Below are 12680 nucleotides of genomic sequence, written 5' to 3'. Positions count from 1 at the left end.
CGACGCCCCCGAGGTGGAGTCGGCGGAGCCACCGGAGGAGGAGGTGAGGCCACTGGAGCTGCTGGAACTCGACGAGTTGTCCGAGGAGGACGAGGTGCTGGAGCTGTCAGTGCTGCTGCTGGAGCCGCTGGAGCTGTCAGTGCTGCTACTGGAGCTCGTGCCGCTGCTCGCCGACGTGTCGGCGCCCGCCTGCAACGTGCCGACCAGGGCGAACACCCCGGCAGCGGCGGCGAGCGTCACGGCTGCGGCGAGGGACGCCGTCCGCCGGGTGCCTCTGCGGACCGCAGCGGCGGCACCTCGTTCCCTGGTTGTCATGACCGTTCCCCTCCCATAGTGACGCTCTGTCACGCACTACGGTCGGGGAACGGCCTGAGAGAAGTCTGTGAGACTCCTTTAGGAGCCCAGAGACCTTTCTGAGGAGTTTCTTTACGCGGTCAGACGGGCGATTGCCTCGTCCACCGTCAGCTCCTCGCGCTCACCGCTCTTGCGGTCCTTCAGCTCCAGGACGCCCTCGGCGGAGCGGCGGCCCGCGACCAGGATCTGCGGGACACCGATGAGTTCGGCGTCCGTGAACTTCACGCCCGGGGAGACACCGGCGCGGTCGTCGACGAGGACGCGCAGGCCTGCGGCGCGCAGCTTCTCGGAGACCTCGAGGGCGAGTTCGATCTGCAGCGCCTTGCCCGCGGCGACCACGTGCACGTCGGCCGGTGCGACCTCCTTGGGCCACACCAGGCCCTGCTCGTCGGCGGTCTGCTCGGCGAGCGCCGCGACCGCGCGGGAGACGCCGATGCCGTAGGAGCCCATGGTGACGCGGACCGGCTTGCCGTTCTGGCCGAGGACGTCGAGCTTCAGCGCGTCCGCGTACTTGCGGCCGAGCTGGAAGATGTGGCCGATCTCGATGGCACGGTCCAGCTTGAGGCCGGTGCCGCACTTGGGGCACGGGTCGCCCTCCTGGACGACCACGACGTCGACGTACTGGTCGACCTCGAAGTCACGGCCCGCCACGACGTTCTTGGCGTGCGTGCTCTCCTTGTTGGCGCCGGTGATCCAGGCCGTGCCGGGGGCCACACGCGGGTCGGCGATGTACTTGACCTTCTCGCCCAGGCCCTGCGGACCGACGTAACCGCGGACCAGGTCCGGGCGGCCGGCGAAGTCCGCCTCGGTGACCATCTCGACGACGGCCGGGGCGAAGTGCGCCTCGACCTTGCCCATGTCGACCTCACGGTGGCCGGGGACGCCGACGGCGACGATCTCGCCGTCGACCTTCACGAGGAGGTTCTTGAGAGTGGCGGAGGCCTCGACGCCGAGGTGGGCGGCGAGGGTCTCGATGGTCGGGGTGTCCGGGGTCGGGATCTCCTCCAGCGCGGGCACGCCTTCGGCGTCGACCGGCTTCAGCTCGTACGTGATCGCCTCGGTGTTGGCCGCGAAGTCGCAGTTCGGGCAGTCGGCGAAGGTGTCCTCGCCGGCCTCGGCCGGGGCGAGGAACTCCTCCGACTTGGAGCCGCCCATCGCGCCCGCGGTCGCGGCGCAGATGCGGTAGTCGAGGCCCAGGCGCTCGAAGACGCGCTGGTAGGCCTGGCGGTGGAGCGCGTAGGACTGGGCCAGGCCCTCGTCCTCGGTGTCGAAGGAGTACGAGTCCTTCATCAGGAACTCGCGGCCGCGCAGGATGCCGGCCCGCGGGCGGGCCTCGTCACGGTACTTGTGCTGGATCTGGTAGAGGATGACCGGCAGGTCCTTGTAGGAGGACGCCTGGTCCTTCACCAGCAGGGTGAAGATCTCCTCGTGGGTCGGGCCGAGGAGGTAGTCGCCGCCCTTGCGGTCCTTGAGGCGGAACAGCTCGGCGCCGTACTCGTCCCAACGGCCCGTGGCGTCGTACGGCTCCCGCGGCAGCAGGGCGGGGAGCAGCACCTCCTGGGCGCCGATCGCGTCCATCTCCTCACGGACGATCCGCTCGACGTTGGCGAGGACCTTCTTGCCGAGGGGCAGCCACGACCAGATGCCGGCCGCCGTGCGGCGGACGTAGCCGGCGCGCACGAGCAGCTTGTGGCTGAGGACCTCGGCGTCCGCCGGGTCGTCGCGCAGCGTCTTCGCCATCAACTGGGACATGCGCTGGACCGGTGCGTTCGCCATGGTTCTCGTACTCCTGCCGGGAAAGGGTGATGGCAAGGAGGTTAGCCGCGCTTGCTGCGCCGGTGGAAATCCGTTACCGGCGCCGCAGCGGCAGCGGGGCGCCCATCACGGCGTACGGCTTCGGGGCGCTCGGGAAGAGGACCTGGCGGGCCAGGTCCTGGTAGCCGAGGGAGTGGTAGAGGCCGCGGGCCGGGCTGTCGACGTCGATCGCGGAGAGGATCGAGCGGGGCTCGGCGGCGCTGTCGGTGATGGTGGTGATCAGGGAGCGGCCGATGCCGTGGTTCTGGTGACCGGGGTGGACGTGCAGCTCGGTGATCACGAAGGAGTCGTCGAGCCACCCGTCGTGGCCCTGGGCGCGGAGGTAGGGCTCCACGACGGTCGACCACCAGTGGGTGCGGTCGTTGGGCATGCCGTAGACGAACCCGACCAGACGGCCCTCGATGGTGGCGCCGAGTGCACGGGCTCCCGGGTACGTCATGTGGCGCAGCACGATCTGTCGGCGTACGGCGACCTCGTCCGAGCCCAGTCCGAACGCGACGGCCTGCACGGCAAGGGCCTCGTCGACCCGGGCGGACAGATCGAGCGGACCGATCACGACGTCGTCGGGCCGGCGTCGATGACCATGACCGGGAAAGTGCAGCATGCCGGGGAGACTACAGGTCTCGTACGAGGGTCAGAACAGCACTGTGAACAGCGGCTAGAAGAGAACGCTCATGAATGCGCCGACCTCCTGGAAGCCCACCCTCTGGTACGTCCTGCGGGCCGGCGTATTGAAGTCGTTGACGTACAGGCTGACGATCGGCGCCACGTCCGCCAGGGCGTAGCGCAGGACCGCCGCCATACCGGGTGCCGCGAGGCCCTTCCCCCGGTATTCGGGGGCCACCCACACGCCCTGGATCTGACAGGCCTGCGCGGTCGCCGCGCCGATCTCCGCCTTGAAGGCGACCTTGCCGTGCTCGTCGAGGCGGGCGAAGGAGCGGCCGGAGCCGACCAGTTCGGCCACCCGCGCCTGGTAGAGCAGCCCGCCGTCCCCTGCCATCGGCGAGACGCCCACCTCCTCGGTGAACATCGCCACGCAGGCCGGCATGATCGTCTCCATCTCGTCCTTGCGGATGCGGCGGACATAGGGATCCGGAGCGATGTCGGCGGGCATGCGGTCGGTGACCATGAGCGGCTGGTGGGAGCGGACCTCGCGGGCCGGGCCCCAGCTGGGTTCGAGCAGACGCCAGAGCTGGGTGGTGGGCTCGGCGGGGCCGACGATGGACGAACAGCGGCGGCCGGCCCGGCGCGCGCGGTCGGCGAAGGCGCGCACGGCGCGCGGGGTGGCGCAGATCGGGACCAGGTTGGCGCCCGCGTAACAGAGGGAGGTCAGCATGCCCTCCTCGTAGAAACCCCACATCTCGCCGCCGAGCCGCCACGGGTCGAGGCCGGCCACCTGGACCCGCGACGTCACGAAGGCGTTCGCGACCGGCTCGCGGTCGAGGACGGCGAGCGCGGCGTCCAGGTCGCTCGGCTCGAGCACCCGGGAGGTGGTCTGGGTCAACACGTGCGGGGCCTCACCCTGAGGGTTCTGCTGATCTCCGCACTGTACCTGCCGAATTTGTGCCGCGCCGCCCGATGGGACGGCGCGACGGGACACCGGCGTCAGCCGTGGCCCACGGGGTGACCGTGGCCGACCTCCACCTCGTCGATCCGCAGTTGGCGGTAGAAAGCGGGGACGGTTGCGGCGGCCCAGGTGGTCTGTACGTCCAGCCGGATGTAGCGGGTGCGCAGGCCGTCGCCGAGGTCCACGAGCCGCACCCCGCGGGCGCTTTCGAGCACACCGGCCTTGACGTCACGCCAAGTCGCACTGTCGTCACTCACGGACACCGTGCAGTCCTTGATCCGCGCGGAGTCCTCCTTCCTGCCGAAGGTCTCCCTGTTGTACGTAGGCGACCACTCGCGCTGGTTGATCCCGAGGAAGCCGACCTTGCGGACGTGCCCCAGGTCGAGGGTGTAACTCACCGGCAGCACACCGCTGTTGTCGGTGTACGTCGTGAAGTCGCCGTCGGCCAGGGCGGGTTCGCTCGCACGGACCGTGCGGGTGGGGTAGACGCCCTCGCGGTGCGCGGCCGTGCGCACCTTGAAGACGGTGTCGTACGGGTCCCAGTCGCCGATCCCCTTGATCGTGAGGGTGCCGTCGCGCTGGTCGAAGTGGAGGCGCTTGCCGGTGCGCAGGTCGGTGATCCGCTCGACGCGGTAGCCGTTGTCACGGATGCGCACCTGGTCGCCGGTGGCCGGCTTGGTGGTGACGTGGACGTACTGTGTCCGGCGGTCGGCGCGGCTGACGGTGACATAGCCGTACGAGCCGTCGTTCCAACTGCCCGGCTGCATGCCGCCGTACATGAAGCCGCCGCCGTCGACGCCGTGCAGGGACTCCCAGATGGGCGGGAGGTAGTCCTTCATGAGGTCGATGAACTTCTCCTGCTGCGGCGGGAACCGGCCGTTCACCATGGCGGTGAAGTCCATGAGGGACTTGATGGAGTTGCCCGCGTTGGCGATGTAGCGGTCGACGTTGAGGCCGGTGGAGACCGGGCGGTCCTGGCCGTCGTACCACCAACTGCCCGTGTCCGGGACCTTGTAGCAGGACTCGGTCAGGCGCGGCATGGGCGTCCAGATCGCCGACGGCTGGTCGTACGGCGGGGTCATGCCGGTCTTCTGCTCGTGGGACACCATGTCCATGATCGGGGTGTCCTCGTTGTTGTTGCTCAGCGTCATGGCGGGGCGCAGCTGCCGTATCTGCTCGTAGAGCTGGTGCTGCTCCCAGTACTCGTTGTCGTTGTCGATCCAGAAGCCGGACAGCTTCGGGTAGTTGCGCATCACTTCGAAGAAGTTGTCGTAGCTGAACTCGCCGAAGCCCTCGCGGGTGGTGAGGTCGACGTCGTGGCCCTTGTAGGCGGAGTAGGCGGCCGAGTCGAGGGTCTCGATGCCCTGCTCGTCGTGCCACTTCGGGTCGTCGGTCATGTAGAGGACGACCTTGAGGCCCTTGGCGTCGGCCGCCTTGATCAGTTCGCCGAGGATGTCGCGCTTCGTCGAGCAGGAGCCGGGGATCTGCGAGGGCCAGGGGCGGGCGTAGCCGAGGCGGGAGTGGAAGGTGGCGAGCACGATGTAGCTCGCGCGGATCTTGCGGGCCTCGTCCACCCAGTACTCGGGACTCCAGCCGCCGTCGGTGACGGCCTGCTCCCAGGACGCGCAGTCGTAGTGCTTGGGGGCGGTGAACATGCCCCAGTGCAGGAAGAGTCCGGCGGTGGCGTTGCGCAGCATGGTCTGGCGGGGCGGGGGCGGTTCGGCGGCCTTGGCCTCGGCGCCCGCGTTGGCCGCGGGGGCCGTGCACAGCAGGGCGAGAAGGGCGATCCAGAGGACGAGCAGCTTGCGGCGTCTCATACGGTCACCTTGGTCATCCGACGTATAGGCGGGCATGTGCGCATCACGGAGGCAGTTGAGCCGGTACGGCCCACAACTTCCCGCCATACATCGGAGCTGTCAAGGGAACTGGTAGCAGAACTGGAAACAACACTTACGCCCCGCCACAAGGGATGTGACGGGGCGTAGCGGAAGGGTCGGGGAGCGCGCGGGCGTCAGCCGGCGACGGACACCTCGGGCTCGCCGGAGGCGACACCGTCCGCCTCCATCTGCTCGGCCAGCTTCATGGCCTCCTCGATGAGGGTCTCCACGATCTTGGACTCGGGGACGGTCTTGATGACCTCGCCCTTGACGAAGATCTGGCCCTTGCCGTTGCCGGAGGCGACGCCGAGGTCGGCCTCGCGGGCCTCGCCCGGGCCGTTGACGACACAGCCCATGACGGCCACGCGCAGCGGGACCTCCATGCCGGTCAGACCCGCGGTGACCTCCTCGGCCAGCTTGTAGACGTCGACCTGGGCACGGCCGCAGGACGGGCAGGAGACGATCTCCAGACCGCGCTGCTTGAGGTTCAGGGACTCCAGGATCTGGTTGCCGACCTTGACCTCCTCGACCGGCGGGGCCGAGAGGGAGACGCGGATCGTGTCGCCGATGCCCTGGGAGAGGAGGGCACCGAAGGCAACCGCCGACTTGATGGTGCCCTGGAACGCCGGGCCCGCCTCCGTGACACCGAGGTGCAGCGGGTAGTCGCACTGGGCGGCGAGCTGCTTGTAGGCCTCGATCATGACGACCGGGTCGTTGTGCTTGACGGAGATCTTGATGTCCCGGAAGTCGTGCTCCTCGAAGAGGGACGCCTCCCACAGGGCGCTCTCGACGAGGGCCTCCGGGGTCGCCTTGCCGTACTTCTGCAGCAGGCGCCGGTCCAGGGAACCGGCGTTGACGCCGATGCGGATCGGGGTGCCGTGGTCCTTGGCGGCCCGCGCGATCTCCTTGACCTTGTCGTCGAACTGCTTGATGTTGCCGGGGTTGACGCGGACCGCGGCGCAGCCGGCCTCGATGGCCGCGAAGACGTACTTGGGCTGGAAGTGGATGTCGGCGATGACCGGGATCTGCGACTTCTTCGCGATGGTGGCGAGCGCGTCCGCGTCGTCCTGCGTGGGGCAGGCCACCCGCACGATCTGGCAACCGGAGGCCGTCAGTTCGGCGATCTGCTGGAGCGTCGCGCCGATGTCCGACGTACGGGTCGTGGTCATAGACTGCACCGACACGGGGGCGTCCCCGCCGACGGCCACGGTCCCGACCTGGATCTGCCGGCTGTGCCGACGCTCGGCAACCCTGGTCGGAACGGACGGCATGCCGAGAGAAATCGCAGTCATCTGCTGTGCAACCCCAAGTCGTGGATCAAGGTCCGGTCCCGTAATCAGCGGGCTCCGAGCTTCGAGATTACGGCACGGACATGAACGGAGGCACATGGCGTGGTGGACGTCCACCCGATGGCGGGGCACGACCGCCGACCAGGCATGGACCTCGATCGGCGGGTCATGCTCTCGTGTTGTGATGACCATCACGGGTGACCGTCACGGAGATCTGGCGTTGGCGCATCGCCTGGCGGACACGGCCGACGCCATCGCGCTACGGCATCTCGCGCACACCGGCGGGCTCGCAGTGCGGGCCAAGGGCGACGGTAGCCCCGTCACCGAGGCCGACCGGGAAATCGAGGGCGTACTGCGCGAGTTGATCCGGCAGCGGCACCCGTACGACGCATTTCTCGGGGGAGGAGTACGGCGAGGAGCCCGGCGGGCCGCCCAAGTACGCGAGCCGCCGATGGATCGTCGACGGCATCGACGGAACCGCCGCTTTCGTCGCCGGGGAACCGGAGTGGAGCACGCTGATCGCCCTCGAAGAAGGCGGCGAGGTCACGCTGGGCATGGTCTCGGCGCCCGCGCTCGGCCGGCGTTGGTGGGCGGTGCCGGGATCCGGCGCCTGGTCGGGGGCCTGCCCTTCCGCTCCGCCTCCGTGGTCACCGCCGAGCCGGCTGACGATCCCCGACGGCGGCGACGTACGCGAGACAGTCATCGGCATCTGGCCGCCTCCGGCCAGGCTGAGCGAACCGGAGCGGGCCGTGGCCGCCGCGCTGGCGGCTCACACCGCTGGGACCCGGCCGGTGCTCGACTGGTCGAGCCCCGCGGAGCAGCCCGTCCGCAAGCCGTCCTCGGGCTCCGGCACCTGCCACGGTGCTCTCCTCGTCGCGACCGGGCAGCTGGACGCCTTCCTGCTGCTGGGCGCCGGTGCCTGGGACGTCGCCGCGCTGGTGCCGATCGTCCAGGAGGCGGGCGGCACGTTCGGCGACCTCACGGGCGGGCAACGGACCGACACAGGAGCCGCACTGTTCGCCAGACGCGGCCTCCAGCAGCGGCTCCTGCAGATCGTCACCCGAAAGTGAAGTACTCGGCCCTAGCTGATCTTCACCGGGTTGACGACGTCCGCCACGAGCACGAGCAGCGTGAAGCAGACGAAGATGCCCGCCACCACATAGGCCACCGGCATCAGCTTCGCCACGTCGAACGGACCCGGGTCCGGCCTGCGCAGCACGCGTGCCACGTTCCGGCGCAGGGACTCCCACAGCGCGCCCGCGATATGGCCGCCGTCCAGCGGCAGCAGCGGGAGCATGTTGAACAGGAACAGGGAGAGGTTGAAGCCCGCGAGCAGCATGACGAACATGGCGAGCTGCTGTGAGGCCGGGATGTCGAGGGTGGCGATCTCGCCGCCGACCCGGGCCGCGCCGACGATGCCCATCGGGGAGTCCGGCTCGCGCGGGCCGTCGCCGAAGGCCGCGTCCCACAGGGCGGGGATCTTGGAGGGCAGGTCGGCGATGGAGTCGACGGCGTCGCCCACCCGGTCGGTCATCCAGGTGACGGAGTCCCCGAAGTCCTGTTTGACGACGCCGGTGGCCGCGCTGAAGCCGAGGAAGCCGGCCTTGACGTACTGGCCCTGGACGTAGGTCCCGCTGGAGTCCTTCTTCGCGACCTGGTTGGTGGCGATCTTCGCGTGCAGGGTCAGCTCCTGGCCCTTGCGGTCGACGATGATCGCGACCTCCTTGCCGGCGCTGACGCGGATCAGGTCGGAGAGGGTGTTCCAGTCGTCCGTCTTGACGCCGTTGAAGGAGACGATCTTGTCGCCCTGCTTCAGACCCGCGGCCGCGGCCGGGGAGGCGGGGTCGGACTTCTTGCAGGTGTCGCGGTTCTCGCTCTGTGCGATGACGCACGGGGAGACGGAGGCGACGGTGTTGGTCTGCTGCTGGATGCCGAAGCCCATCAGGACGGTCAGGAACAGCCCGATCGCGAGGATCAGGTTCATGAACGGGCCCGCGAACATCACGATGACCCGCTTCCACGGCTTGCGCGTGTAGAAGAGGCGGGTCTCGTCACCGGGCCTGAGCTCCTCGAAGGCCGCCGAGCGGGCGTCCTCGATCATGCCGCGCCAGGGCGAGGTGGACCGGGCTTCGAGGCGGCCGTCCGGGCCCGGCGGGAACATGCCGATCATGCGGATGTAACCGCCGAACGGGACGGCCTTGAGCCCGTACTCGGTGTCACCCTTCTTGCGCGACCAGATGGTCGGGCCGAAGCCGACCATGTACTGCGGTACGCGGATGCCGAAGAGCTTGGCCGTCGACAGGTGCCCCAGCTCGTGCCACGCGATCGAGACGAGCAGGCCGAACGCGAAGACCACTATGCCGAGGATGAACATCAGGGTCGTCATGCACGGGCCTCCGCCGTCTGTGCCGCCAGTTCCCGGGCACGCCTGCGCGCCCAGCTCTCCGCTTCGAGGACGTCCGACACGGTGAGTGAAGTTCCCGTGACCGGCGTGCCGTGCTCCTGCACCACCCTGGTCACCGTCTCCATGATCCCGTTGAACGGCAGTGCGCCGCCGCGGAACGCCTCCACGCACTCCTCGTTGGCCGCATTGAACACCGCCGGGGCGGTGCCCGCGAGCTCGCCCACGTGCCGGGCCAGGTTGACCGACGGGAACGCGTCATTGTCGAGCGGGAAGAACTCCCAGGTCGACGCCTTGCTCCAGTCGAAGGCCGGTGCCGCGTCGGGGATGCGCTCCGGCCAGCCGAGGCCGATGGCGATCGGCCCGCGCATGTCGGGGGGCGTCGCCTGGGCGATGGTCGATCCGTCCGTGAACTCAATCATCGAGTGGACATACGACTGGGGATGCACGACCACCTCAATGCGACTGAAGGGAATGTCGTAGAGAAGGTGTGCCTCGATGACCTCCAGGCCCTTGTTGACTAGGGTCGCGGAGTTGATCGTGATCACCGGGCCCATGGCCCAGGTGGGGTGCGCGAGAGCGTCCTCGACCGTCACATTCGCCAGCTGTTCCTTCGTACGGCCGCGGAAGGGGCCGCCGGAGGCCGTCACGACCAGCTTGCGTACGTCGGCGCGCGTGCCGGCCGCGAGCGCCTGGAAGAGCGCCGCGTGCTCCGAGTCGACCGGAATGATCTGCCCCGGCTTGGCGAGCGCCTTGACCAGCGGGCCGCCGACGATGAGCGACTCCTTGTTGGCGAGCGCGAGGGTGCGGCCCGCCTCCAGGGCGGCGAGGGTCGGGGCGAGGCCGATGGAGCCGGTGATGCCGTTCAGGACGGTGTGGCAGTCGGAGGCGGCGAGCTGCGTGGCCGCCTCGGGCCCGGCGAGGATCTCGGGGAGCGGCTCGCCCGTGCCGTACTGGGCCTGCAGGGCCTCCCGCAGCGCCGGCACGACGTCCTCGCGGGCCACCGCGACGGTCCGCACCCGCAGCCGGAACGCCTGCTCGGCGAGGAGTGCGACCCGGCCGCCGTTGGCGGAGAGCCCGGTGACCCGGAACCGGTCGGGATTGCGCAGTACGAGGTCGATGGCCTGGGTGCCGATCGACCCGGTGGAGCCGAGGATCACCACGTCCTTCGGGCCGCTGCCCGCCACTGGGTCGTAGACCAGGTGGGGGTCGGCGAGTGGGGCTGGACTGTCGCTCATTCCTCCATTGTGGCCGTAAGGACGGTGTGTGAGGACAGCGCGTCCCCCTCATCCCCCACACGGGGGCCGAGCGGGACGCGCTGTCCTTCGTCGGTCAGCGGATCGGCCGGTGCATGTTCTTCTTCTCCGAGGCTCCGGGAGTCGCGTCCGCGATCCACGGCCCCTCGCCCGACGGGTCGACGATGCCCTCCTCCAGCCATTCGTACGTGCCGGACATGACGCCCTTGACCAGCTTGCGGTCGAGGTCGTCGGTGTTGGTCCACAGGCGGTTGAAGAGTTCCTCGACGCGGATGCGGGACTGGCGGCAGAAGACGCCTGCCAGCTGGTAGGCCTCGCGGCCGTGGTTGCCCTGGCTGCGCAGGAGTTCGGCGCGTACACAGGCCGCGCTCATCGCGAAGAGCTCCGCGCCGATGTCGACGATGCGGCCGAGGAAGCCCTGCTTGGTCTCCATCTTTCCCTGCCAGCGGGACATGGCGTAGAAGGTGGAGCGGGCCAGCTTGCGGGCGTGCCGTTCGACGTAGCGCAGGTGCGGCGAGAGGTCGACCTCGTGCTTGAACTCGCCGTAGGAGACCGGGAGTTGTCCCGGTCCGGCGACGAGCTTCGGGAGCCACTTGGCGTAGAAGACGCCGGCGTTCGCGCCCGCCTTCGCCTTGTCCTGCAGGGACTTCTCGGGGTCGATGAGGTCGCCGGCCACGGTCAGGTGGGCGTCGACCGCCTCGCGGGCGATGAGGAGGTGCATGATCTCCGTCGAGCCCTCGAAGATGCGGTTGATGCGCAGGTCGCGCAGGACCTGTTCGGCGGGGACGGCGCGCTCTCCGCGGGCGGCCAGCGAGGCCGCCGTCTCGAAGCCGCGGCCGCCGCGGATCTGGACGAGTTCGTCGGCGATCAGCCAGCCCATCTCGGAGGCGTAGAGCTTGGCCAGGGCGCCCTCGATGCGGATGTCGTTGCGGTTCTCGTCCGCCATCTGCGAGGACAGGTCGAGTACGGCCTCCAGGGCGAAGGTCGTCGCCGCGATGAAGGAGATCTTCTGGCCGACCGCCTCGTGGTGGGCGATCGGCTTGCCCCACTGCTCGCGCGCGGCCGACCACTCGCGGGCGATCTTCAGGCACCACTTGCCGGCGGCCACGCAGGAGGCGGGGAGGGACAGCCGGCCGGTGTTCAACGTGGTGAGCGCGATCTTCAGGCCCGCGCCCTCCGGACCGATGCGGTTCGCCGCCGGGACCCGGACCTGGTGGAAGCGGGTGACGCCGTTCTCGATGCCGCGCAGGCCCATGAAGGCGTTGCGGTTCTCGACGGTGATGCCGGGCGAGTTGGTCTCGACGACGAAGGCGGTGATGCCCCCCTTGTGGCCCTCGCTCTTGGGCACGCGGGCCATCACGACGAGCAGGTCGGCGACGACGCCGTTGGTGGTCCACAGCTTGACCCCGTCGAGGACGTAGTCGTCCCCGTCGGGCACTGCGCTGGTCGCCAGCCGGGCCGGGTCGGAGCCGACGTCCGGCTCGGTGAGCAGGAAGGCGCTGATGTCGGTGCGGGCGCACCGGGGCAGGAACTGCTCCTTCTGCTCCTGTGTGCCGAACAGCTTCAGCGGCTGCGGTACGCCGATCGACTGGTGCGCCGACAGCAGCACGCCGATCGCCGGGCAGGCCGAGCCCGCCAGCGCGAGCGCCTTGTTGTAGTACACCTGGGTCAGGCCGAGGCCGCCGTACTTGGTGTCGATCTTCATGCCGAGGGCGCCGATCTCCTTGAGGCCGTTGATGACCTCGTCGGGGATGCGGGCCTCGCGCTCGATGAGGGCGCCGTCGACCTTGGTCTCGCAGAAGTCGCGGAGCTTGGCGAGGAACTCCTCGCCGCGCTCGACGTCCTCGGTGGGCGGGGTGGGGTGCGGGTGGACCAGGTCGAGGCGGAAGCGGCCGAGGAACAGTTCCTTGGCGAAGCTGGGCTTGCGCCATTCCTGTTCCCGGGCCGCCTCGGCCACCTGGCGGGCCTCACGTTCGGAGACGGTAGGGCGTCCAGCAGAGTCGGTGGGGCTGGCGGACATGAGGCTCACCTCGCCGCGAATCGGGATCTTGGACCGTAATTGGTTACCGACGGGTGCTACCCGATCGTATGTACCCGATCCCGGGCGCCCCCACCACCCTT

At 69.3% G+C, this 12680-nt stretch carries 10 protein-coding genes and 1 pseudogene; 2 read left to right on the top strand and 9 right to left on the bottom strand.

Translation table 11 applies throughout. The features are described 5' to 3' along the window. Positions 1 to 43: 43 nt before the first annotated feature. The gene (locus ACFY1L_RS33880; protein WP_388832641.1) at positions 44 to 334 is read left to right on the top strand and encodes a hypothetical protein; all 291 of its coding nucleotides are present in this window, start codon (positions 44 to 46) and stop codon (positions 332 to 334) included. A gap of 92 nt (positions 335 to 426) precedes the next feature. Here the strand turns inward: ACFY1L_RS33880 and ACFY1L_RS33875 are convergent, their stop codons facing one another. The 6 genes from ACFY1L_RS33875 to ACFY1L_RS33850 form a co-directional block, all read right to left on the bottom strand. Beyond that, entirely contained in the window at positions 427 to 2130 is a 1704-nt protein-coding gene (locus ACFY1L_RS33875) for a proline--tRNA ligase (RefSeq protein WP_388832638.1), read from the bottom strand. 73 nt (positions 2131 to 2203) lie between these two features. Then, a complete protein-coding gene (locus ACFY1L_RS33870; RefSeq protein WP_388832635.1) occupies positions 2204 to 2773 on the bottom strand; it encodes a GNAT family N-acetyltransferase in 570 nt (189 codons plus the stop codon). Between the two features lie 54 nt (positions 2774 to 2827). Further along, positions 2828 to 3676 carry a GNAT family N-acetyltransferase gene (locus ACFY1L_RS33865; protein WP_351326045.1) on the bottom strand — a complete coding sequence of 283 codons (849 nt, stop codon included), beginning with the start codon at positions 3674 to 3676 and terminating at the stop codon, positions 2828 to 2830. Between the two features lie 98 nt (positions 3677 to 3774). Further along, a complete protein-coding gene (locus ACFY1L_RS33860) occupies positions 3775 to 5553 on the bottom strand; it encodes an alpha-L-fucosidase (RefSeq protein WP_351326043.1) in 1779 nt (592 codons plus the stop codon). 194 nt (positions 5554 to 5747) lie between these two features. After that, a complete protein-coding gene (ispG, locus tag ACFY1L_RS33855; RefSeq protein ID WP_388832630.1) occupies positions 5748 to 6905 on the bottom strand; it encodes a flavodoxin-dependent (E)-4-hydroxy-3-methylbut-2-enyl-diphosphate synthase in 1158 nt (385 codons plus the stop codon). A gap of 256 nt (positions 6906 to 7161) precedes the next feature. Beyond that, the gene (locus ACFY1L_RS33850) at positions 7162 to 7449 is read right to left on the bottom strand and encodes a hypothetical protein (RefSeq protein ID WP_388832627.1); all 288 of its coding nucleotides are present in this window, start codon (positions 7447 to 7449) and stop codon (positions 7162 to 7164) included. Here ACFY1L_RS33850 and ACFY1L_RS33845 point away from each other — a divergent pair. Then, positions 7355 to 7972: pseudogene (locus ACFY1L_RS33845) on the top strand (inositol monophosphatase family protein); the annotation flags it as partial. The gene ACFY1L_RS33850 and the pseudogene ACFY1L_RS33845 sit on opposite strands and share 95 nt — an antisense overlap. Before the next feature lie 11 nt (positions 7973 to 7983). Here ACFY1L_RS33845 and ACFY1L_RS33840 read toward each other — a convergent pair. The 3 genes from ACFY1L_RS33840 to ACFY1L_RS33830 form a co-directional block, all read right to left on the bottom strand. Next, complete coding sequence (locus ACFY1L_RS33840; RefSeq protein WP_388832765.1) at positions 7984 to 9276, bottom strand: M50 family metallopeptidase; 1293 nt, start codon at positions 9274 to 9276, stop codon at positions 7984 to 7986. Positions 9277 to 9284: 8 nt separating this feature from the next. Continuing rightward, entirely contained in the window at positions 9285 to 10541 is a 1257-nt protein-coding gene (dxr, locus tag ACFY1L_RS33835; RefSeq protein ID WP_388832624.1) for a 1-deoxy-D-xylulose-5-phosphate reductoisomerase, read from the bottom strand. Between the two features lie 94 nt (positions 10542 to 10635). Further along, complete coding sequence (locus tag ACFY1L_RS33830) at positions 10636 to 12579, bottom strand: acyl-CoA dehydrogenase family protein (RefSeq protein WP_388832621.1); 1944 nt, start codon at positions 12577 to 12579, stop codon at positions 10636 to 10638. Between the last annotated feature and the right edge of the window lie 101 nt (positions 12580 to 12680).

Origin of the sequence: Streptomyces sp. NPDC001663, assembly GCF_042893105.1 — a bacterium.
Lineage (GTDB): Bacteria > Actinomycetota > Actinomycetes > Streptomycetales > Streptomycetaceae > Streptomyces.
The sequence above is the reverse complement of the archived record's forward strand: the minus strand, read 5'-3'. Positions and strand labels throughout refer to the sequence as shown.